This is a genomic window from Shewanella woodyi ATCC 51908 (genome assembly GCF_000019525.1).
In the GTDB taxonomy this organism is placed as follows: Bacteria; Pseudomonadota; Gammaproteobacteria; order Enterobacterales; family Shewanellaceae; genus Shewanella; species Shewanella woodyi.
Map to the genome: position 1 here is coordinate 2526704 of NC_010506.1, position 23274 is coordinate 2549977.

Sequence of the window (23274 nt, forward strand, 5' to 3'; positions counted from 1 at the left end):
TAAAGATAGATGTCAAAGCTGAGTGATATCAGACGAGAGTATTCATTGGGTGATCTCCACAGAGACGCTTTGCCTGATGAACCTATGAGCTTATTCTCTAAATGGATGGAGGAGGCGAGGGACTCTGAGTTATTGAGCGATCCTACCGCTATGTCCATTGCAACTGTGGATGAGAGTGGACAACCTTTTCAACGTATTGTGTTGTTGAAGCGATTTAGTGAAGAGGGTTTTGTTTTTTTCACTAATTTAGAGAGCCGTAAGTCGCAGCAGATAGCCCATAACGCAAAAGTGAGCTTACTGTTCCCTTGGCACTCTTTAGAGCGCCAAGTGGCGATAACTGGTGAAGCAGAGGCTTTGTCGACGGCCGATGTGATGAAGTATTTTATCACTAGACCGAAAGAGAGCCAGATAGCCGCTTGGGTATCACAGCAGTCGAGTAAAATTTCAGCAAGGCAAGTGCTTGAAACTAAATATGCTGAGATGAAGGCGAAGTTTAGCAAAGGTGAAGTACCGCTGCCTAAATTTTGGGGAGGGTATCTCGTCAAGCCTTCGAGTATTGAGTTTTGGCAAGGCGGAGAGCGCAGACTTCATGATCGCTTTCTCTATGATAAAGGGCAGTCTGGCTGGGATATCTCTCGCTTAGCACCGTAAGTTTTTGGCTGTCTACTTGTGCGTTGAATGAACCCATAAGGGGATAACTATTATGTCATTTATTCACTTTGAATTAGTTTGTCAAAAACACTCTGAATAGATCAACTTCTTATATTGATTGGTATAAAAGGGACTGTGAATACAGTCCCTTTTTTATTGGGATGAAAACATACTCAATTAATACCAATCAGTATAAAGATTTGATCGCTCAGCGAGAGTTTAGCGGTCCTGAGGCAAGGTCCTTAATTGCTCCTCGGCTCTAGCATCCTGCTTCGCCCTACCTCCTATATCTGACTTCCATGGAAAGGAAGAAATGTCTTATTTTGTATGGAACAAAATAGACCATATCGTCTTGCATTAATGACATTCACCACATCTGACCTCCAGGGTCTTAAGCGTTCCATACGCTTTAAAGACATTTCCCATATCCCTATGGGTCAGTGGAGGAAATGTCTTATGTATGTCAGGAACATACAAGACCATGTGGCTTGCAACGAGTGAAGAGCATAATGAAACTAGGTTTAAGCTCCCTCTTTGTTTATAAAAAGTCGCAGCATCAGCACCGCTAAAACTCGCCTGTAAGGAGTGTTTTTGGCTGCCTACTTCTGCGTTGAATGAACTCATAAGGGAATAACCATTCTATCATCCATTCGCCTTGAATTAGTTTGCCAAAAGACACTCTGAGTAGATCAACTTCTTATACTGATTGGTATAGTTCATTCTTATTTACATTCACTGTGTTTGATTCATATACTGTGTTGACTATTTCTGAATCTATTTAGGATCTGACATGAAACGAACATTGATAGCCCTAGCTCTTGGGACTGTAAGCTTTATGACGTCGGCAGCTCCATGGACCATCGATAATCAAAGCTCTGAGATTAACTTTATTACCACAAAAAAGGTGAATGTCTCTGAGGTACATGAGTTTAAACAGTTTTCAGGCAGTTTAAATGAGAAAGGAGAGTTTTCACTCTCAGTTGAACTGGCAAGCGTATGGACCAATATAGAGATCCGCGATGCCCGCATGAGAGAGATCTTGTTCGAGGTGGAGGCATTTCCTAAGTTGGAGCTCCAGGCGAAAGTTTCACCTGGTGTATTAGCCAAGATGGCGGTTGGCTCCCGCAGTGAGATGCAACTTAATGCCGAACTCTCTTTCCATGGTAAAGAGCAAACGGTGCCGATGAGAGTGAGTGTAGTTAAGCTCAGTGAAAAAGAGGTGCTAGTGCTCAGTAGCCAGCCTGTAATTATTAATGCTGAGCAATTTGGCCTTTCTAGTGGAGTTGAGAAGCTTCGTGAAATTGCTGGGCTAACCTCTATCGGTCATTCAGTGCCAGTATCTTTTATATTGAACTTAACCCGTTAGCGTTTTTCGGTTGTAAATTGAGCCCTTAACCATTAAATGGTATTAAAAAGTTAAAAAAAGGCCAATTAAACTGGCTAATGAGCATGGCTTCAACCATGCTCTTAATGAGTAGTAGCATAGAGGTAAAGATGGTTACCGATAAAGATGGATATACGCACCTAATTCAATTTCTCACTGAGCATTTGTCACTGTTTGAAGGCAAGCATGATGAGTCATTGACCGATGATACTGTTTTAGAGCTATTTGAAGAGCAGCTCGCTGCACAGATCATTATGGTGTGTGGACAGAATCCATCTTTAAACTTTGCACAGAGAAATAAAGTGATTAGGGAGGTAGACGCTATCGTTTATGATCTTGAAGAGATATTGGCAAGTGTCGCTCACCAAAAAGTCACACCTGAGCAAATTTCATTTATCACAGAGTTTTCAGGTTTAATTAAAAACCTGTTTGATCAAGAGATTGCTAAACTACTGGTTTAGTAAGTAGCCATCTTTTTTGGGCTATTAGATTTGGGTCAACTCAATATGGCATCTAAGCTTTTTAGTAAACCAAGCGGAAACAGATCCACTCCTCGAGGTGAAAATGATGCCACGCTAATCTACTCATTTCACGATTACTATTTTTTTGAGCAAGGAGCGCGCTATGCTTGAACTGTTAAATGGTTTTGACCATGATACAGTTGCCATTAGAGCAACAGGTGTCGTGACAGGTAAAGATTATGATCAGCACCTAATGCCTGTTATTGAAGATAAGCTAAAAGATCATGCCAGCATCAAGCTGTGGTATGAGTTTGACGATAAATTTGAGGGAGTGACTGTTGGCACGCTTTGGGATGATGCAAAAATAGGTCTATTTCACCTGAACGACTTTTACCGTGTTGCAATTATTACTGACAGTCAGTTGGTTGCAGGCATGGCCAATACCTTAGCTTATATGATCCCGTGCCCTGTGAAAGTTTTTGCACGAAGTGAGGCTTCTGAAGCCACACATTGGATGAAAGAGTCCTAATCGGTTATCCCACTGTGAGTTCGTTCAACGCAGAACTCATTAATGACCTTGCTTTAAAAGCGCTTAATTCTTGCCTAGTAATGACAGCTTAATACTGATTGATATTAATTTTATAAAGAAAATTTAATCTGCCGACTCTGTGTCGGCATTTTTATTTGTTTGTTAGTATGGTGGCACGTAATTCAAAGAAGGAACCGAAATGGTTAAAATTATTGGCTTTTGTATTTTATTTATGACGACAGCTGCGTGGGCTGGAGATAAAGCCATTATAGGTCCTACGGCCCATATGTTCGTTACTGAAACGGGCTTAAATTTCGAAGCAAGAATCGATACTGGCGCTGGAAATACCTCCCTGCATGCTTATGATCTTGAAGTGGAAGGTGGCAGCGCTAAGAAGATGAAAGATAACGTGGGCAAAATGCTCATGTTCACCACTGAAAATGCAGCAGGTGAAAAGAAACGTCTAAAGGGAAAGATTGTTAAAACATCAACAGTAAGTAACTCTCAAGGACGTGAGACACGTTATATGGTTGAGCTCCATGTAGGTGACAAAGGTTTTGAGCGAAAGGTGAAAGTTAACCTAAGAGATCGCAGCCATATGGATTATAAGCTGTTGATAGGACGTAACTGGTTAAAAGGTAAGTATATCGTCGATGTTTCAGATAAAAAGTTAATTGGTCCTGTGGCCCCAATTAGTATTGTTGAAACTGGACTTATGTTTAAAACACGTATCGATACTGGCGCGGTTGAAAACTCGCTTCATGCTGTGGATCTTCACGTTGAGGGCGGCGTTGATGATATGGAGAAAAACCTAGGTAAAATACTTAGTTTTACCACAGAAAACGAGAAGGGAGAGGCAAAGCGCGTCCATGCTATGATTGTTGAAACCTCCCTTATTCGTAATGCTCAGGGGAGTGAAGTACGATATATGGTGGAGTTAACCATAGGTGAGAAAGGCCAGGAATATAAAGTTAAGGTCAACCTCAGAGACAGAAGCAAAATGAGTAACAAGTTACTGATTGGACGTAACTGGCTTCAAGGTCATTACTTAGTGGATGTTTCAATTTAAAGACTCATCAATCATTATTTCTTGTAAATAAAAAAGATGCTGCGGCATCTTTTTTATTTGTGTTGTTAACTTGAGTTAGGTCTTTTTAGCGAAGTGACAGATAGTGCGCATATACTGATTACTTTTAGCTTCCAGGATGATCTGACCACTAAATTGCGCTTTTAACCATCCATTAAGTCTCGACAGACTGCGTTGACTGTTATTTGAAAGCAGTTGCTCATTGAGTTGAGCAAGTTTCTCTGGGCTTACTCCTATGCCGTTATCTTCGACAATAATGGTGATCGCTTCGCTCTCCTGTGTCGCTCTTATGATGATGTTGCAATCGGAGCGCTTATCAATAAAAGCATGGCTAAGACTGTTATTAACAATAGAGTAGAGCAGGAGTAGCAGATCCCAAGAGGGAAGATTAACGATAATATGCTCATCGCACTCTAGCTCAAGGCTAATATTCTCCTCTGTTAATTTAGGCTCAAACACTGCAAGGAAATGACTGAGAAACTGAGATAGATTAATCGCTTTGATAGCTTCGTTTTTGCTCAAAAGTATCTGCTGAAAATGCCTTAATGTGTCAGTATTGTGGGTCAGCAGCGCTAGCATAGTATCGAGTTTGGTTTCCGCTTCCTGTTCATTTTGACACATCTTCGCCACGAGATGATCTTGCTCTATCATCTGCCTCTTAATAAGGGCTGAGAACATTGCTGGAAATAGTAGATAAACACTGGAGTCCATGTGTCTTTGCTGCTGAGCGCCTAAATTTTCATGCTCTATTTGGTTAATAACTTCTTTTTGTAGAGCTATTTGCTGTTGAGCTTGCTTAATCTGCACACTTAATTCTGAGATCTCATTAGTCAATTGCAGGTTATTGTCGTGCAGCTCCTGGGTGATAACTTTTTGAGAGCTGATGTCGAATGCCATATTACCCATGGAGATGGTCTCGCCTTCATCATTAACAATGGGAAATTTTGTTATCTGATAGAGGGTCTCACCATGGGAGGAGGGGAAGGCTTGTTCAAAGCTCTGGGGCTCCTGCGTGTCTAAAGTAATTTTATCGTGTTTCAGTATCAACTCTGCAATGTGGGGAGGAAAAAGCTGCAGATCTTTCTTGCCTAAAATTCCATGTCTTTCAATGCCAATAACTTCACAAAATCTGTCATTGACTAAAGTGTATGAGCCTTGAATATCTTTAACAAATATTAGGTTATGAGAAGCATTGAGTAATGAATTAAGTTGAGTCTTGCGTAATTTCAGCTCATTTTGAGCCAGTTGCTGCACGGCAAGTTGTTCCTCTAAGGCTAAGTTACTGGCATCTAAGCTGGCAAATGCGACTTCAAGTTGATGATTGCGAAACACAAATGCTTGAGCTAGTTGTCCAACTTCATCTTTGCGGTTAGCCGCTTCCAGTTCGAGTTTAGCAACTTGATTCTCCTTTAAGGCAAAAACCATACTTGATATGGGGCGAATAAAGAGTCTGTGTTGCAACAAAAAGAGTAATAGCAGGCCGAAAAGCTGCATTATAACCAGATAGAAACCAATCCTTGCTGCAATATTATTGGCCTCCTCATTAATCGAATCCAGTGGGGTGACTAAAATGATTTTCCAGTAGGTACTGGGCATCAAGAAGATAGATACTAATGACGCTTGATTACTCTGCTCGTTTGGGCTGAGCTTGAATGAGGTGATAAGCTCTGCAGTATTGAGAGTTTTACTGGCGTTTAGGTTTATCAGGGCTGCAAGCTTATCTCTTTGGTTCACCGGAGTGCTCTGTAATAGAGAGCTTAGTTGCTCCTGACTAAACGCTGGGTGTTGTTGGGCGCGCTGAATTAACTGCTCATCGACCTCAAGTAGTTTCTGGTTGATGATTGCCAAGTTTTGCTTCTCTTTAGCCAATTGGGAGAGTGGTTTAAATAGTGAGTTGGGCTCAATAAGTTGTGGAGATTGATGCTCATCGGGGAAGGCGATAACCTTATTGAGATGATCTAGAGCAAAAATATAGCTTTTATTTTCAGTTTTCTCATTGACTGCTTCATTAAAGAAGTGAGCTAAACCTGAAAGGGTGATATCTATCGTCGCAACACCAAGAAATTGATGTTCTGACCACATAGGAACCGAGGCGGTTAACATGGTCTCTTTGGTGTAGGTATCGATATAGGCTTGCGACCACAACACGGTATTTTGGGGGTAAAAACGTATGGGTTTGTACCAACTCTCTTGATGATAATCTGGGCCAATTTGACTATTGTACCCCTCGATTTGTTGTAACTCTAAGCTTTTGTTTCTGGACCAAAAAAAACTGTCTCTCTCCTTTTCTTGATTGAAAGCTGCAGGCTCTGGCCAGAGTCCGCCGCCAGAGATAAGCTGATGTTTACCGTCAGTATTAAGTAAAGCTGGTATTGAGTCCTGTAACACTTGAGTATTGTTACTGTAGAGCTGACCGAGTGAGGCGATAGAGCTAGCCAAACTCTCAATTTTCGTGGTGGTCTGCTCTAAGGTTGCAACAAAGGCTAAGCCTTGATTTTGGCTGAGTACTATCTGAGTTTCTAGATGATGGCTTTTCTCAATAGTAAAAATCAGCCAAACACTGGAGATGATGATGAGTGATGCGATGATAAATTGAATAAAGGAGAACTTGATCGGTAAACTGTCGCGCCAGCGTAGGACCTTTATGGGGGAGTGAGTTGGACTAGAGTTACCCATAGCTAGAGTTAATCCTTAAATAGCTTATTAATTATTTTTAAACAATGGGATTAAACTGTTCTTTAATCGCTTGTTTTAGCTGTTTTACATTTGATATTACGCTGCAGACAGTGATACCGCGAGTGATTTTTACCTTTTTGACACCTCTTGTTAACAAGTGACTTGGCAATTATATAGAGTTGAATAATTGAACATCTTGATAAAATAACAGTTTAGCAAATAAAACAGTAAATTCCCGCTGGTCAAAAGCTTCCATGTCACGTAAAATTTGAGTCTTTTTCTATTTTCACAAAGAAATTAGCTAGCACTAAAAGCAATGGCCTGAGGGCCGCGCATTGGAAGAGATGATGTCACAGTTAACAGAGATCGTAGAACAGGCTTTAGCCGCCATTGAAGGGACGGATGATCTAAAAGCCCTTGATGAAATTCGTGTCGATTACCTAGGTAAGAAAGGTAAAATCACTGACATGATGAAGATGATGGGCAAGCTTAGTCCTGCCGAAAAACCAGCGTTTGGACAAGCGGTTAATCAGGCAAAACAGGCTGTTCAAAAGCACCTGTCTGAGCGTGTAGAGGGGCTAAAAGCTGCCGAACTGCAGGCGACTCTTGCCGCTGAAAGCATAGATGTCACACTGCCGGGTCGTCGTATCGACAATGGTGGTTTGCACCCTGTGACACGTACCATTGAACGAATTGAAACTTTTTTCGGTGAACTTGGCTTTAGTGTCAAAGAGGGACCGGAGATCGAAGATGACTTCCATAACTTCGATGCGCTTAATATTTCAGAGCATCATCCAGCTCGTGCCGATCATGACACCTTTTATTTTAACCCTAAGGTGATGCTACGTACCCAAACTTCTGGTGTACAGATCCGTACTATGGAAAATGAAAAACCGCCATTGCGTATTATCTCTCCAGGCCGTGTGTATCGTAACGATTACGATCAAACACACACACCTATGTTCCATCAGGTTGAAGGTCTATTGGTTGCTGAAAACGTGAACTTTGCAGAGCTGAAAGGTATCTTGCACGATTTCCTACGCAACTTTTTTGAAGAAGATCTGCAGGTGCGTTTCCGTCCATCATATTTCCCGTTTACTGAGCCATCAGCTGAAGTGGATGTCATGGGGAAAAATGGTAAATGGTTAGAAGTGTTAGGTTGTGGCATGGTTCACCCTAATGTACTTCGTAGTGTTGGTATTGATCCTGAAAAATATTCTGGATTTGCTTTTGGTATGGGCGTTGAACGTCTCTCTATGTTGCGCTATGGCGTTAACGATCTACGTTCATTCTTTGAAAATGACCTACGTTTTCTCAAGCAATTTAAATAACGGAGCTGTATTAGCATGAAATTTAGTGAATCTTGGCTTCGTGAGTGGGTCAATCCAAACATTAGCCGTGACGAGTTGTCACATCAAATTACGATGGCTGGTCTAGAGGTCGATGGCGTAGATGGTGTTGCCGGTGAGTTCTCTGGCGTTATCGTTGGTGAAGTTGTCGAGTGCGGTCAACATCCTGACGCCGATAAATTACGCGTGACTAAGATTAATGTCGGTCAAGATGAGTTAATCGACATTGTCTGTGGTGCATCTAACTGTCGTCTTGGCATCAAAGTGGCTGTGGCTATGGTTGGTGCTGTACTGCCGGGTAATTTTAAGATCAAGAAAGCCAAACTGCGTGGCGAGCCATCTTTTGGCATGCTTTGCTCTTATGGTGAGTTAGGTATCGATATTGAAAGTGATGGTATTTTAGAGTTGCCATCAGATGCTCCTCTTGGTACCGATCTTCGTGAGTACCTAAGTCTTGATGATGCGGTTATCGACGTTGATTTAACGGCTAACCGTGCCGATTGTCTTGGTATGGCTGGACTTGCCCGTGAAGTGGGTGTACTTAATCGCCAAGCGGTAACTGAGCCAACATGGGAAGCGGTTGTTCCCTCGATTGATGACAGTGTTCAGGTAGATCTTCAGGCACCAGCATCATGTGCTCGCTATTTAGGCCGAGTTGTTAAGAACATCAATGTGAAGGCTCAAACCCCACTTTGGATGCAGGAAAAACTGCGTCGTAGTGGCATTCGCTCTATCGATCCTATCGTTGATATTACCAATTACGTGTTGATTGAGTTTGGTCAGCCGATGCATGCCTTTGATCTTGCAAAACTTGAGGGTGACATTCAAGTACGTATGGGAAATGGCGCTGAGAAGCTCACACTGCTCGATGGTAACGAGATCACGGTTCCAGCGGACAGTTTAGTCATCAGTGACGAAAAGAAGCCTCTAGCGCTTGCTGGGGTGTTTGGAGGTGAATTCTCTGGTGTTGGTGCTGAAACTCAAGATATTATGCTGGAATGTGCGTATTTTGCGCCACTTGCTATTTTGGGTAAGACTCGCCGTTTAGGTTTGCATACTGACTCATCGCATCGTTTTGAGCGTGGTGTTGACCCAGAGTTGCAACATAAAGTGATGGATCGTGCCACGCGTCTAGTGCTTGACATCTGTGGTGGTGAAGCGGGTCCTGTCTGTGAAGCTAAGTCAGAAGAGAACCTGCCTAAGCCAGTTGGGATCACACTGCGCCGCAGCAAGTTAGACCGTATTTTAGGCCATCATATCAGCGATGCTGAAGTGACAGAGATTCTTCAACGCCTAGGTTTCAATGTCGCGGTAAGCGAAGGCCAATGGGAAGTGGTAACAGCAACTTACCGTTTTGATATGGCTATCGAAGAGGATTTGATTGAAGAGGTGGCTCGTATCTACGGATATAACAATATCCCTAACACGGCCCCCATTGCTTCTTTGAGCATGCCTGATCATAAAGAATCAGATATCAGCTTAAAGCGAGTTCGTAGCATGTTGGTGTCTCGTGGTTTCCAAGAAGCTATCACCTACAGCTTCGTTGATCCTAAGATGCAGGCACTGGTTCATCCAGAGCAAGAAGCGATGATTTTACCAAATCCTATCTCAGTTGAGATGTCGGCAATGCGCCTATCAACACTAACTGGTCTGTTGAGTGCGGTAGGGTATAACCAAAGTCGTCAGCAGAATCGTGTTCGCCTTTTTGAATCTGGATTACGCTTTGTTCCAGACGAAAATGCTGATTCTGGCGTGCGTCAGCAGGCGATGTTAGGTGCGGTTATTTCTGGTGCTCAAAACGACGAACATTGGTCAATGGAGTCAAAAACTGTCGACTTTTTCGACCTTAAGGGTGATCTTGAGGCAATTCTCGGCTTGACAGTATCCGACGAAGAATTTACTTTTAGATCAGCAGCGCACCCAGCGTTACATCCGGGGCAATGTGCTGAAATATTAAGGAATGATAGAGTAATCGGTGTTATTGGTGCAGTACATCCTAGTTTAGAGAAGCCTTTCGGACTCAATGGTAAAACAATTGTTTTTGAACTTGAATTAGATGCTTTGTTGCATGCACGTCTTCCGCTAGCCCAGACTGTATCTAAGTTTCCTGCCAATCGTCGAGACATCGCCATCTTAGTTGATGAGGAAGTTTTCGCCGGTGATGTTGTAAAAATGATAAGAAAAGTTGGCCAAAATCAGTTGGTTGGCATAAACTTATTTGACGTATACCAGGGTAAAGGTGTTGAGCCGGGCCAAAAAAGCCTAGCGATTGCACTTACATTACAAGACAACACTCGTACACTTGAAGAGAAAGAGATAGCTGAGATGGTTGATTCAGTTGTTGACGCTCTTAAGACCGAGTTCAACGCATTGTTGAGGGATTAAAAGTATGGCACTTACCAAAGCCGAAATGGCAGAGCATCTTTTTGAAACACTTGGGATTAACAAGCGTGTGGCTAAGGAGATGGTAGAGGCATTTTTCGAAGAAATTCGTCAAGCACTCGAAAGTGGTGAGCAGGTCAAGTTATCTGGCTTTGGCAACTTTGACCTTAGAGATAAGAATCAAAGACCGGGAAGGAACCCGAAAACAGGCGAAGATATTCCAATCTCTGCGCGCCGAGTAGTAACGTTCCGACCTGGACAGAAGCTTAAAAGCCGAGTCGAAGAGGCTAACGCTAAGTAAGAACTACTAACGTTAGTTAAATGTTAAGGCCACTCTAGGAGTGGCTTTTTCAGTTTGTTTATATCGTCAGAGGTTAGTTTTTTGTCGAGAAAACCTAAGTATTTTAATCGAAGTTTTCATGCTTCCTTACTGCACCCCAAATATTGGCTAACCTGGATAGGGATCCTAATCTTAGTGATTTTTGGTCTTATGCCTGCTTGGTTTCGCGACCCTTTAGCCAGACTTTTGGCTAAGTTGGTGATGAAAATAGCAAAAAAACCACTATCTGTTGCCCGTGTTAATTTAACGACCTGTTTTCCAGATAAGTCTAGCGATGAAATTGAGGCATTAATTAAAGATAATGTCGAAAATTTTGTGATGATCTTACTTGCCCAATCTGAGCTGTTAGTGCGCTCTAAAGCGAATATTATTCGTCGAGTAAATCTACATGGTTTCGAACATGTCACCCGTGCCCGTGAAGCTGGACAGCCTGTTATCTTTATCATGCCTCATGTTTGGGGAATAGAGTATGCTGGCTTAAGGCTGAATCTGGAACTGTCTATGGTGAGTATGGCTAAAGCCCACCGTAATGGCTTATTTAACTGGTTTAACAACCGGATGCGAAGTAGCCAAGGCGGTAATATCTATATGCGTGAGGCGGGAATAAGAGCACTACTATCAGAACTTAAAAATGATAATAGTTTCTTCTATTTGCCCGATGAAGATCTTGGTCCTGATAAAAGTGTGTTTGCGCCATTTTTGGGAACAGTGAAAGCAACCTTGCCCGTTGTTGGACGTTTAGCACAAGCCGGTAATGCACAAGTTTTGCCAGTAAAGATAGGCTATGATCAAACATCTCGCCGTTATGAGTTAACTGTTATGCCTGCTATCTCTCCCGATGAGATGCAGGGAAAAGAGAATGAGGCAATAGCACTGAATAAGGCGGTAGAGCAGGTGATTCAAGCCTACCCTGAACAGTATATGTGGTTTCTCAAAGTGTTGAAGACTCGACCCGAAGGTGAGTCACCTCTTTACTAGGTTTTTCTGAAAAGGTGAGTTTAGCTAACGCGGACTCACCTTTTTTATTTCCGTTAAAGTGTTCTAACCTCAAGCGCATAACCCTTAAGTCTTAATTCTTTTGTTTATATTTTATGTAAACCTTCAGTTTAACTAGATATTTTATCAATCTGTGACACTTCCGTGATAACTGCCCCCTATTTTGATGATGGTGCTCCTTTGTTTGAGTTGGGGCCAAAGTACAAATCAACATAAATGAAATAGGGAAATGATATGAAGGTTAAATCTCTTTTACTCTCAGTAGTACTATTCAGTGGAGTGGGTGTGGTGGCTGGTGCATCATACACAGAAATAGAGCAGGGAAAAGTCGCTGTTGCTAATCGCGCTTCAGGTACGGTTTCAATCATTAATGCTCAGACTGATACCGTCGTTAGCACATTACAGTTGCCAGCCTCTAGCGCAACGCCGGAACCCATGTATGTTGTTTATAAAGAGAATCGTCTTTATGTGGGGGACAGGGCAAATAATCGTATTGTTGTTTATGACAGTTTTGGCTTCAATCTACTCAGTACCATTTCGACGGGACAGGGTGTATTTCATATGTGGGCAGCAAAAAATGCTCAAATGCTGCTTGTAAATAATGATATAGATAAAACTGTTACCGTTATTGATACCAATTCATTAAGCGTCTTAAATACGCTTTCTTTACCGGCAGATCTTATAGAGCAAGGCTTTAAACCCCATGACGTGTTTGTTTCTGACAATGGCCGATCTGCTTTTGTGAGTTTAGTTGGTGGAGGAAGTGGTGATGACTATGTGATTAAACTATCGATTAAGCATAACCGTGAGCTTGCCCGTAAAAAAGTGGGCGGAGATCCGCATCTATTTATCTCTCCATTGAAGCGCAAGACCCTCTATGTGCCTTCTCAAGAGAGCGGTACTGTACTGGCATTAAACACCAAAAATCTTGCAACTCGTTACCAACTTGATGTGCCAAACGCTCACGGAATATTTGCTCAAGAGCGCCGTCTCTACGTGACCAACATTGCAGATGGTGGTTCACAAGGACTCTATACCATAGATGCCAAAAGAAGGCATATTATCGACACGGATAACGCGCCTTATGGTGCGCCGCACAATATTACTGTGACTGCTAATGGGAAAAAAATCTATGTGACTCACTCTGGTGCAACTCAAAATAAGGTGAGCGTATTTGAAACTGTTCCAGGAGTGGCATTACCTAGCTTCTCCACTGAAGTGACCGTTGAGGGCAATCCATTTGGCTTAGCTTATATTCCTCATTAAGTTAGTGATTGATCTGTTCTAGTCGAAAACTGATGGCGCTTAGCTGGAGTTGCTTTGCGCCATCCTACTCATTAACTGCTACTGCTTAGCGGCTCTTGGGTACTGCTCAATCAACTTCTGTATGTTGGTCTTCAATACACTCTCCATGCTGCCACCGAAGGCTCCGACTGAGAGATCGCTTTCCGCTACAGCGTGAAATTTTACCTCTTGGGTCTTAGGATCGGTAACTTTAAGCACTGAGTCTACAGAGCCTTTACCTGCGCCAAAACCACCGAAGTAGCGCGCAGCTCTGTTACCGTAAACAAGGTCAATATCAAGGTCGACGGCTAAAGTGGTGTCTTTATTGTCTAAGGTGTCGACTAAAGTGTACTCACTTTTTTCAACGTAGTTTTTTAGCTCTGTGCGAGCAAAACCTTCCCATTCAACCATCTTAAGCTGCAGCTCTTCATTGGTTTTTGCCGCTTCCTCCTGTGAGTGAATATCAACCTTGCCTAAATAGATATTCTTGTACTGATGTAGATCACTTGAGCTTTTTTCTGTTCTAACGTGTGCAGCGCCACAGGCTGTTAAAAAAGTGATCATTAAAGAGAGAGACAAGAGGTGTGTGATTGTTTTTTTCATTTTAGCTTCCTAGCTTAATTATATTGAAACAGTAGAAAAACCTTCTACATTGATCAGTTTCTGCCCCAGTGTAGCTTCAGGCAAAAGACTGACGGGTGAAGATAAACCTATTGGGGGGTGATAACAAGAGTAAAGGTTGTGAAAAAGTTGCAATTAGGTTGGTTTGGTGTTCTTTTGAGCAGTGATGGAATCAGTATAAGAAGTTGACTGACAATACACTCCTTGCAGAACAGCCCACTTATAAAAGTGGGCTGTAGTAATACAAGTTAGAGAATATGCTGACTATTAAGCTCTCTGGTGCTTATTTCACCTGCATCGATCTTCTTAAATTGTTTATATAGATACTCACGAGCTTGATCTGCGCGTTGCTTAAATTCAGCTTGGTTTATGACATCGTTGTCCAGTGTCATTAACCTTGCTTCTGCCTTCCACCTTTTGATGATTTTAACCTCTTTTAGCGGATCGATAGGTAAAATCTGTACATGTGCCTGATTCCAGCCCATATCGACATCAAACTCTGCTAGGTATTCTTTACCTGCTTCTACATTAGCCTCAAGTACAGAGTAACGTTCAGAGAGCGCAACAAAAGTATGCTTACCTGGCTTTACTCGAACTTGAAAGTAGGTGCCGCTTCGTGTGCTGCCAACATAACCCTCTTCAGACCAGATATCGAAGGGGACTTCACCAATTAAAGTTTCCATGCGGTAGAAATTAATGACAGCGGTTTCATCATCAGGAGTAATGGGATCAATTGCAGGTTTCATGACAGGGAAGCCCAATAATGCAGGGTTTGCTAACAAGTTATCGTAGGCATCATTCTTTCTTACCTCTCCGATATCTTTGGCTTTTTTCGTCTGCATTACCATAGAAGCGCCTAGATCATATTCAAGCTCCTTCATCTCTCCTGTTGTGTAATCAACTGACATAAAAATGGTTTGAGCAGGCTTGTTATCGACTTTAGCATAAGCAAAGCCTGCTAAGCCTTGAACAAGGTGAATGGAGTTTATCCCTGACTTTAACTTTAGTAGTGTATGGGTGCCATTCCCGAGATCTGCCACAACTTTGTCATTGGCTGCAAGCCAAGCACCACGTGCACCGCCTTGAAATTTAGATCCTCTGACAACATAGACAAAGGTTTCATCTTGAGTTGGGGTAGTCTCTGGTTTGAATTGGCTTACGAGGGCTGGGTCGACTTTGTAAGTTGTTGAGCATGCAGTGCTGAGTAGTACAGTGGCGAGCGCGACAAAACGAGCTGCACTGAGCTTTATTTTTGTTATTTTCATGATTTTTATTCCCTTAAAAAGTTCGAACAAAAGTACGACACGAGTACCTTGCTGTCAACAAAGTTGTAACATAGGTTTTAACTCTTTTGGCAGATTAATTATCTTTAGATAGAGCTAGAGGTGGGGGATATGGCTACTGGAATGTGTAAGTAAAATGTTGACTAACAGTTGTGAACTTGTCATTCTCAACTTCACTTAATTCATTCTTTACATATTTCTGCTTTATCAAAAGCTTTATCAGTTTCCCGTATGCCTGCGGTGTTGGTTACTTAATGAAGGTGTTTCAATCACAGTTTAATATTCATTATGTGAGCGTAGCAGTTATCTTAATTAGGTTTATTTAACTTTATGATAATTAAGAATATAGAATCAAATGTTTCGGGTGAAAGGGAAGTTTGCCATGAGTGTGACCTGAATGTTGTTATTCCAAGTTTAAGGGTAAATCAAAAAGCAGTCTGCCCTCGTTGTGGTTATCTGTTATCGGCTAAACGTGCAAACTCCCTAGAGCGCATTTTAGCGCTCTCAATCACCGCATTAATATTTTTGTTAGCATCAACACTCTTTGACTTTATCTCTTTTAAATCAAGTGGTTTGGAAAATAACATTAAGATGTTGGACAGTGTCGGTATTTTGATCGACAGTGGTTATACGGCATTGGCCATTATTGAGCTTGTTACCGTATTTTTTATTCCTGCTTTTGTACTACTTAGCTTGATCTATCTGCTCTCTTTTCTCATTAATGGCCGCTACCCGCGGAAAGGGCATCGGCTTATGGAGATCATATTCAAATTGATCCCTTGGAATATGGTTGAGATATTTTTGGTGGGCACCTTGGTGAGCTTAATTAAGATAATCTCACTTGCGGATATTATCTTAGGCCCCTCATTTTTCGCTTTTATTTTGTTCTCGGTTTCCATGACTGCTGCTTTGCTGCATATCGATAGGCGCTATCTATTTCAGGCTTTAGACTCGAGATATACAGAGAATACTAAAGCATCAACATCAGTGAAGCAGGGGGAGCCTGCAGTTAACGAGAGTCTTGTTCATCATGTGGATCCTAGTTTGTCAATCCAGAAAACTTGGGCCTTGATTATCACCTCTATCTTGCTCTATATCCCTGCGAATACACTGCCAATCATGAATACTCGATTACTAGGGCAAGACGATCCTAGCACCATCATTGGAGGAGTGATTTTATTGTGGCATCACGGCTCTTATCCTATTGCTATGGTGATCTTTGTTGCCAGCATCATGGTGCCAATAGCCAAGATATTGGTGCTTATCTGGTTAAATTACAGTGTGCAAACCAATTCGATGAAACTCGAGCATCAAAGGATCATACTTTATCGCATCGCTGAGTTTGTTGGCCGCTGGTCCATGATTGATATCTTTGTGGTGATTATTCTGGCAAGCCTAGTCCAGTTAGGAAACACCATGAGTATTGTTCCTGGGGCTGCGACTTTTGCTTTCTCTGGCGTTGTGGTTGTAACCATGTTGGCAGCAATGAGTTTTGAACCGAAATTAATTTATAACTATAAGAGTGCTTATGAAAACAGATCAACAAGTTGATGCAGATGTTAAGCAAGTAAGAGGCATTTCTGCTATCTGGTTTGTGCCCATCGTTGCCTTGCTCATTGGTGGTTGGATGGTCTATTACCACTGGAGTAATCAAGGCCCTGTAGTGACGCTCTTTTTTGAGTCTGCTGAGGGGATGGAAGCGGGTAAAACCAAGATTAAGTCTCGGCATGTGAATATCGGTGAAGTGGAAAGTATTACCCTTAATGATGCTGGCGATGGGGTGACGGTGACTGCAAGGCTTGCTAAAAACAGTGAGAAGATGCTGGTAGAGGACAGCAACTTCTGGATTGTGACACCCAAAATATCCCTTTCAGGGGTTTCAGGTTTAGATACATTGATTTCGGGCGTATATATTGAGATTGCACCAGGGAAATCTGATGAGCCTATGGATGAGTTCACTGCATTAGATTCCGCACCTATTACACCCATTGGGACACCAGGATTGCACATAACACTTAATAGTGATGAGGAGTTTGCCTACTCTAAGGGAGACCCGATCATCTACAAAGGGCTAACAGTAGGTCAGATTGAGGATGTCTATTTTAATATTGATGAGCGGGTTGTCTATTACAACGCCTTTATCAAATCTCCCTACCATGAGCTAGTGACAAGCAATACTCGCTTTTGGGATGTGAGTGGGTTGACAGTGGATCTCAACGCTGAGGGGATATCGGTTAAAACGGGCAATGTGGAAACCATGTTAACCAATGGCGTGACCTTTGATGTTCCAGATGGGATGCCGCTAGGTGATAAGATCACCGAGCGGGATTATTTCGATATTTTTAATGACTATCAAAGTGCCAGTAACGCACGTTATAAGCATTCACTCCAGTATGTGGTGTTTGTCAGCGACAGTATCAGAGGGCTAAATGTGGGGGCTCCGGTTGAATATCGTGGTGTACTCATCGGCCAAGTTGCCTCGGTAAATTTAGCCACGGCAGATCCTAATGTGATGTATAACGAAGCGATCCGCATTCCAGTGCTAATAAGCTTACACCCAGGGCGAGTGGGGCTACCAGATAATGAGCAAGGCATTAACTTGATGAATGAGCAGAATATGCACTGGGTGAAGAGCGGTTTGCGAGCCAGTTTAAAAACGGGAAACTTACTGACAGGCAGCTTGTTTGTTGAATTACAGCACTATGATATGCCCGCCATTGACCATATTGAAACCTATGAAGGTTACGCTGTTATTCCTACGGTGAAAGATGAGTTCTCTCAAATTGCGGGTAAGTTAGGGCAGTTTGTCGATAAGTTGAATCAGCTACCACTGGACGAGATAGCAGGCAATGCGAACGGTACTTTGGTTAATGCTTCAGTGTTACTCAAAGATCTGCAAGGCACCAATCAGAGTTTGGATAAACTGCTTATCAGTGCTGATCAGCAGGAGCTTATTAGGGAGTTAAGGCTCACGCTGGAAAATGTCTCCTTACTGACACAAGATTTTTCTGAGGGGTCAGAAGGTTACGAGGAGCTAGAGGAGGCGATGAAGAGTATCTCCGATGTAATGTATGAACTTAAACCTCTGCTTGAACAGTTAAAACACCAGCCAAATGGGCTTATCTTTGACTCTGGTACAAAAAATTATGAACCGAAAAAACATTCAGGGGCTAATCAATGATAATTAAAAATATTATCCCAATCACGCTTCTCGCTATTAGTCCATTTTTAGGCGGATGCAGTGCAAGTTCTGAGTCAGATATGACCAGTTATTATATGTTGAATAACCCAGCCTCCTCTGGTGTTGCCCAAGCGGTGCACAGTAAAGATAAAGCTAAACAGAGGGTGTTACTGTCATTGGAAGTCGCTGATTATCTGAGTTCCCCCTATCTGGTGATGCAGATGGATGAGCATAAAATTCACTATGCTACGTTTCATATGTGGGCTGAGCCATTAACCGATAGTATTTTCAATTCGCTTTTACATGATCTCAATGCCATGAGTGATACAGAGATATTTGTGCCTGCACTAAGACGAGATCAAGATTCACAGCAAACTCACTTGAGTGTGTCGATTGATTATTTTCATGTGACTAGTCAATCTAAAGTCATTCTATCTGGTAGCTATGAGTATCAGGGCGGCCACCGGAACTTCTCTTTTGAAGCGACGATGCAAGAGGATGGTTACTCACACTCAGTGGCTTTGATGAGAGCGCTGATGCAAAAACTGGCCAAGCAGATAAGTTCAACTTGATTGAACAATATGAGTTGCGACGTAACAGCAAAGGTTCGTCGCCTCTTTAATTCACTTTTATCTGCTCAAAGTCAGGTCGAGGTAAGCGTTCTAAAATACCATAGAGGTAGATGACGAATAGTGAGAGAGCCGCACCGGTCATAAATAACCAATAACCCCCGAAGTGGTCGAGTATAATACCGCCGCCAAGGGGGGCAAAAGCAAAGCCAAATTCATAAAAAGAAGCGGCTCCAAAGTAAGCGCCTCGAAGGTGGTCTGGTGCTAAACGGTCGATATGCACATTCATGGTCGGAAATAGAATGGTCTCGGCCAAGCTCATCACTATTACCGCGCCAATCCAACCCCAAAAGAGATCAATTGGGTTCATCGCTAACCAGACTTGCGAGATAATCAGTAATACCAAGCCAAACTGGATCCGCTTGATTAAGCTATGGCGAGCCATTATTTTTAACAGTAAAAACTGGGTGGAGATTATCACTAAGGCATTGGTGAATATCATCGCGGAGATGAGTTCAAGCAGGTTTGGTGCCTCAGAGCGGGTTAAGTATTGGATTAATGAACTGTCCATCTGAGCATAGATAAACATGCAGAGTACATTAGCCAAGATCAGGCATTGAAGTAGCTTATCTTCCAGTAAAATAGTCATCATGATCTTGCGGGTAACCACTGGCGCTTTGGTTTTTTTAACATCAGTGTGCTGCGCTTTTTGGCTATCGCTGCTTTCTGTTTCACTCTTATCTCTGGCATGATCTTTAAATCCCCAATAGAGCAGAACAAGCAGTAAGGCAAAGGCCACTGCGGTAATGTAGAAACTCGATTGCTCGCCAGTAAGACCTAACCACACTCCCAATAGAGGACCCACAGCGCAGCCTACATTCACGATGAAGTAGAGCGACTGCATCGCCAACTCACGAGTTTTGGGATCTGTGATGATGTCACCAATTGCTGCTGAGGTGAGTGGACGCCACAAAGAGGTGGCAATCGAGCACAATGTCATCACCACCACATAGCCGCTGACCGTATCAACCTCCGCCAGCAACGAAAATGAGATGATGTAGAGAATGCCTGTTAAGTACATCAGCTGGTGCCGACCAATTCGGTCAGATAAAGAGCTACCGATAAAGCTAGTAAAAACCGAAATAATGGCGGCACTGGATAAAATAAGTCCTACCTGCGTGGCCGATAAGGCAAACCTCTCATATAAGATCACCGCTAGAAACGGCCAGACCATATAATAGCTACCGCGGGTGATAAAGGAGCCAAATAGAAAGATCCACATTAGGCGTGGGAACTGTCTAAATCTGCTGAGAGAAACGTCACTGTTCACAAAGGAGCCTTAAAAATATCGAGAAGTGAGTAAAAGGCGGGAGTTTTTCATCATACTGAGATTAGAAAGTTAACTAGTTATTTCTAATCGGGTTATTCGCAGTAATGCCACAGCCGTCAGTCAAGGTTACTCTATCGCACTGTGACGTTTTAAACAATTACATAAATGTAACAAGTGATCTCACAAGCGCTAAAGAGGCCATAATGGGTAAGGTTTGTTTTATGCGTAATTGTTTTCACTCCATTGCAATGACAGAGTATATTTATACCGATTGGTATATATCCATACTCTTAATCCTTTATATAAAAATATAAAATTATTTAAGGGGTAATATTATTAATTAGACTCGGTAGTGAGTTTATAGCGTAAAAAGTAAGGAAGAAACTGATATTAATATCATCGAGTGTTAAATCAATGTACAAGTTGAATGGATTAATATCATTATTTTCTCCATCAAGATTGAATGGGTTATATCTATAAAAAGGTTAGATAGGAAACTAAGTTCCTCTTTTAATAGAGGAGTTAGATGTCTAGCTAGAGAGTTATTAAAAACGATGGGGTTAAACCTATTATCTGAAAGGTAGAATATATCTCCATATTGCAGTGTACCAGACTCTAAATTATTAATTTACTAAGCATCTTTTATTCTCCACTTTGTAAAATATTAAATAATATGAATGCTGAATATTCAGTGCTTATTATATCTACATGCTTATAGATTAATATTTATACTAAAGTCGCTATACTTTGGTCTAAGTGAAACGTGATATTTATTTAAGTTCTTTGAGATATATAGGGAATACAGAGTTAAATAATTTAAGGGTAAAGTGGATATATTCTACTTTGGGATATTTTTTTAGCATAATAAAGTGTTGATGCTTACTGATTGGTATTTCATTTTTATATAAGAAATATTTTTATACATCTTGTTTTCAGTGTTTTTATTCTTAGAGACGATGAGTGTTTTTTTTGAGTAGTTCAAATCCTCCAATTACTTAATAACCCCTATAGTATGAACTCTTTAGGAGTTTTTTATGAATAGGTTAAAACTTCCTTTCAACAGATACTATCTGTATTCATTTTGCAGGGAGATATTTAACGGCCATGACAAATAAAATGCCTGTGGCCAAGAGCTTGTTATGCAGTAGAGTGAGCCGAAAACTGCACTGGTGCTTGGTCTTTAGTGTGTTTATGACATACATCACAGCCTATTATCGTTATTGGTATACATCTCAGAGTGAAGTGGCGAACTGGTACCTTCTGCTTGTCCATATCAACTTTGGTATTCTGGTGCTAGTGCTAACTGTTGTTATGCTGACTTACCGAATGCTAAAGAGGTCAGCGCATGTCACTAAGTCGAGTGTTCTAGCTGCTAGAGTAGTCCATTATTGCTTGTATTTTATCTTGCTCATGATGCCTATCGCGGCCTACATAGGCACAGCTGTCGATATACCTCTGCTAGGCGCTGTTTACTTACCTGGATTTTTTAGGTTTGAAGTGGTTGAGCACTGGATAAGAGAGGAGTTAGGGATGCTGATGATCGCCTTTATTGAGCCATTTGCTATCTTTCATAAAGATGTCGGCGCCGACATCATTTTACCATTTTTACTCTTGGGGCACATAGGTGCTGCAGCTGTTCATCTGTGTCAGCAAGATGGAATGAGCTGTAACAACGAAAAAAGGTAATAAAAAAGCCGTAACTTTAAAATATTACGGCTTTCGATCATCTAGCTAGATTGAATTAATCTGTGATGAGCTGATACTCATTGCGTAGAATATCGATGATCTCTTGCTTAGGATCCTCACTGATAGTCAGCTTTTTCCCTATGACCTTCTCTGCAATACCGACATAGGTGTTTGAGATATCCATCATGACGGATTGAGGTAACTTGTTATCGGCAGCGAGTGCGAAACGCTCAGGCATGCGCTCCTTGTTTAGCAAGATATCCGGATCTGGGAAGTGATTAAGTAACCACTGTCTGAATCCCTCTTTTGATTTTTCGATTATCTTGCCATCTCGGTGTGCCGGGCCATCCCAGATCCGTGAGCTGTCAGGTGTGCCCACTTCATCCATATAGATAAGCTTCTCCTGCCCGTTTGCATTTTTAACGTAGCCAAACTCAAACTTGGTGTCGATAAAGATCTGATCTTGTGCATCAAGAGCGTCACTGATCACTGCAAAGCCCTCTTTGAGGAGTTTTTCGTAGAGGTCAATATCAGAGAGGTTACGGAAGTTAAACCCTTCAAGGTGGCGCTCTAGATCGGCACGAGAGACGTTTACATCATCGGCTTCAGGTACGCCTTCAAGGCCTGTTAACACACCTTTAGTCGATGGTGTGATTAAAATTTCGGGAAGTTTTTGATCTTTCTCTAATCCTTCCGGTAGCCTAATGCCGCAAAATTCACGCTCACCAGAGCTGTATGCGCGCCACATAGAGCCTGTGATGTACTGTCTGGCAATGGCTTCAACCATAACTGGTTGTGCTTTTTGAACAATCCATACGAAAGGATGTGGCACATCGAGAATATGGCTGTCGGCTAACCCTTTCTCTTTAAAGAGTTTAAACCAGTGGTTTGAGATAGCGTTTAGCGCCGCTCCTTTTCCTGGGACACCATTAAGACCGCCTTCGCCTTGCCAGATGCAGTCAAATGCAGAGATGCGATCACTGATCACCATAATTGCAAGGGGAGTATCGACAGGAACGTCGTAGCCTTTTTGTTGAATTAAACGCGCACTATCTTGCTCTGTAAGCCAGTAAACACTGCGAACCTTACCAGAATGAACGGCCTTATCTGTACGAATAGGAAGATCATCATTAACTGCGAGAACTTTATTAGAGAGATTCATAGGGTCTTTTATTATATTGGATGATTTCGGCGGGAATTGTAGCAGAAGTTCTCATTCGCAACAGCTTTTTAGCGGGGGAATCGCAGTTGCGAACAGTGTTTTTCATTTTACAAGCAAACACGGTTAAGTGGGTTAGAAATGATGGCGATTTTATTCATGTTGAGCTTCTGAATTATAAATACATTTACTGATAACTTTGAGGGGAACTGTCTATGTTGTTTGTGTCATTACACCTTAATGAAACGTTAGTTTTGGGTGAACGGGTTGCAGTGAGAGAATGGGCTAGGGCAAATTGACAGTTTG

The 23274-nt window shown here is 42.0% G+C and carries 19 protein-coding genes; 14 read left to right on the forward strand and 5 right to left on the reverse strand.

Annotation, left to right across the window (positions count from 1 at the left end):
* Window positions 1-9 precede the first annotated feature (9 nt).
* The 5 genes from pdxH to SWOO_RS10565 all read left to right on the forward strand — a co-directional run bounded on the left by pdxH (window position 10) and on the right by SWOO_RS10565 (window position 4094).
* Entirely contained in the window at window positions 10-651 is a 642-nt protein-coding gene (gene pdxH, locus SWOO_RS10545) for a pyridoxamine 5'-phosphate oxidase (RefSeq protein WP_012324689.1), read from the forward strand.
* 790 nt (window positions 652-1441) lie between these two features.
* Window positions 1442-2017, forward strand: a complete 576-nt coding sequence (locus SWOO_RS10550) for a YceI family protein (protein ID WP_012324690.1) — start codon at window positions 1442-1444, stop codon at window positions 2015-2017.
* A gap of 128 nt (window positions 2018-2145) precedes the next feature.
* Complete coding sequence (locus SWOO_RS10555) at window positions 2146-2496, forward strand: DUF3802 family protein (RefSeq protein WP_012324691.1); 351 nt, start codon at window positions 2146-2148, stop codon at window positions 2494-2496.
* Window positions 2497-2659: 163 nt separating this feature from the next.
* Window positions 2660-3025: a SpoIIAA family protein gene (locus SWOO_RS10560; protein WP_012324692.1), complete on the forward strand. Its 366-nt coding sequence runs from the start codon at window positions 2660-2662 to the stop codon at window positions 3023-3025.
* 199 nt (window positions 3026-3224) lie between these two features.
* Entirely contained in the window at window positions 3225-4094 is an 870-nt protein-coding gene (locus SWOO_RS10565; RefSeq protein ID WP_012324693.1) for a putative ATP-dependent zinc protease, read from the forward strand.
* Between the two features lie 75 nt (window positions 4095-4169).
* Here the strand turns inward: SWOO_RS10565 and SWOO_RS10570 are convergent, their stop codons facing one another.
* Window positions 4170-6788 carry a PDC sensor domain-containing protein gene (locus SWOO_RS10570; protein ID WP_012324694.1) on the reverse strand — a complete coding sequence of 873 codons (2619 nt, stop codon included), beginning with the start codon at window positions 6786-6788 and terminating at the stop codon, window positions 4170-4172.
* Window positions 6789-7135: 347 nt separating this feature from the next.
* Here SWOO_RS10570 and pheS point away from each other — a divergent pair, with 347 nt between their 5' ends.
* From pheS to SWOO_RS10595, 5 genes are all read left to right on the forward strand, one after another.
* A complete protein-coding gene (gene pheS, locus SWOO_RS10575) occupies window positions 7136-8119 on the forward strand; it encodes a phenylalanine--tRNA ligase subunit alpha (RefSeq protein WP_012324695.1) in 984 nt (327 codons plus the stop codon).
* Between the two features lie 15 nt (window positions 8120-8134).
* Entirely contained in the window at window positions 8135-10522 is a 2388-nt protein-coding gene (gene pheT / locus SWOO_RS10580) for a phenylalanine--tRNA ligase subunit beta (protein WP_012324696.1), read from the forward strand.
* A 4-nt stretch (window positions 10523-10526) separates the two neighbouring features.
* On the forward strand, window positions 10527-10820 hold the full coding sequence (gene ihfA / locus SWOO_RS10585; RefSeq protein WP_012324697.1) for an integration host factor subunit alpha: 294 nt from the start codon (window positions 10527-10529) through the stop codon (window positions 10818-10820).
* A gap of 81 nt (window positions 10821-10901) precedes the next feature.
* Window positions 10902-11837, forward strand: a complete 936-nt coding sequence (gene lpxM / locus SWOO_RS10590; protein ID WP_012324698.1) for a lauroyl-Kdo(2)-lipid IV(A) myristoyltransferase — start codon at window positions 10902-10904, stop codon at window positions 11835-11837.
* A 252-nt stretch (window positions 11838-12089) separates the two neighbouring features.
* Complete coding sequence (locus SWOO_RS10595) at window positions 12090-13121, forward strand: YncE family protein (RefSeq protein ID WP_012324699.1); 1032 nt, start codon at window positions 12090-12092, stop codon at window positions 13119-13121.
* A 78-nt stretch (window positions 13122-13199) separates the two neighbouring features.
* Here the strand turns inward: SWOO_RS10595 and SWOO_RS10600 are convergent, their stop codons facing one another.
* Complete coding sequence (locus SWOO_RS10600; RefSeq protein WP_012324700.1) at window positions 13200-13742, reverse strand: DUF4410 domain-containing protein; 543 nt, start codon at window positions 13740-13742, stop codon at window positions 13200-13202.
* A 266-nt stretch (window positions 13743-14008) separates the two neighbouring features.
* Window positions 14009-15025 (reverse strand): hypothetical protein, encoded by a 1017-nt coding sequence (locus SWOO_RS10605; RefSeq protein ID WP_012324701.1) that lies wholly within the window; start codon window positions 15023-15025, stop codon window positions 14009-14011.
* Window positions 15026-15373: 348 nt separating this feature from the next.
* Between SWOO_RS10605 and SWOO_RS10610 the strand changes: the two genes are divergently transcribed.
* From SWOO_RS10610 to SWOO_RS10620, 3 genes are read left to right on the forward strand one after another with little or no spacing between them, the layout of a single operon-like run.
* On the forward strand, window positions 15374-16594 hold the full coding sequence (locus tag SWOO_RS10610) for a paraquat-inducible protein A (protein WP_012324702.1): 1221 nt from the start codon (window positions 15374-15376) through the stop codon (window positions 16592-16594).
* A complete protein-coding gene (pqiB, locus tag SWOO_RS10615; protein WP_012324703.1) occupies window positions 16572-18224 on the forward strand; it encodes an intermembrane transport protein PqiB in 1653 nt (550 codons plus the stop codon). The genes SWOO_RS10610 and pqiB overlap by 23 nt, the downstream gene beginning before the upstream one ends.
* Entirely contained in the window at window positions 18221-18796 is a 576-nt protein-coding gene (locus SWOO_RS10620; RefSeq protein ID WP_012324704.1) for a PqiC family protein, read from the forward strand. The genes pqiB and SWOO_RS10620 overlap by 4 nt, the downstream gene beginning before the upstream one ends.
* Before the next feature lie 46 nt (window positions 18797-18842).
* Here the strand turns inward: SWOO_RS10620 and SWOO_RS10625 are convergent, their stop codons facing one another.
* Complete coding sequence (locus SWOO_RS10625) at window positions 18843-20123, reverse strand: MFS transporter (RefSeq protein WP_012324705.1); 1281 nt, start codon at window positions 20121-20123, stop codon at window positions 18843-18845.
* A 1104-nt stretch (window positions 20124-21227) separates the two neighbouring features.
* Here SWOO_RS10625 and SWOO_RS10630 point away from each other — a divergent pair.
* The gene (locus tag SWOO_RS10630) at window positions 21228-21809 is read left to right on the forward strand and encodes a cytochrome b/b6 domain-containing protein (protein ID WP_012324706.1); all 582 of its coding nucleotides are present in this window, start codon (window positions 21228-21230) and stop codon (window positions 21807-21809) included.
* A gap of 55 nt (window positions 21810-21864) precedes the next feature.
* Here SWOO_RS10630 and SWOO_RS10635 read toward each other — a convergent pair whose 3' ends face one another.
* Window positions 21865-22971 carry a phosphoribosylaminoimidazolesuccinocarboxamide synthase gene (locus SWOO_RS10635; protein ID WP_012324707.1) on the reverse strand — a complete coding sequence of 369 codons (1107 nt, stop codon included), beginning with the start codon at window positions 22969-22971 and terminating at the stop codon, window positions 21865-21867.
* Between the last annotated feature and the right edge of the window lie 303 nt (window positions 22972-23274).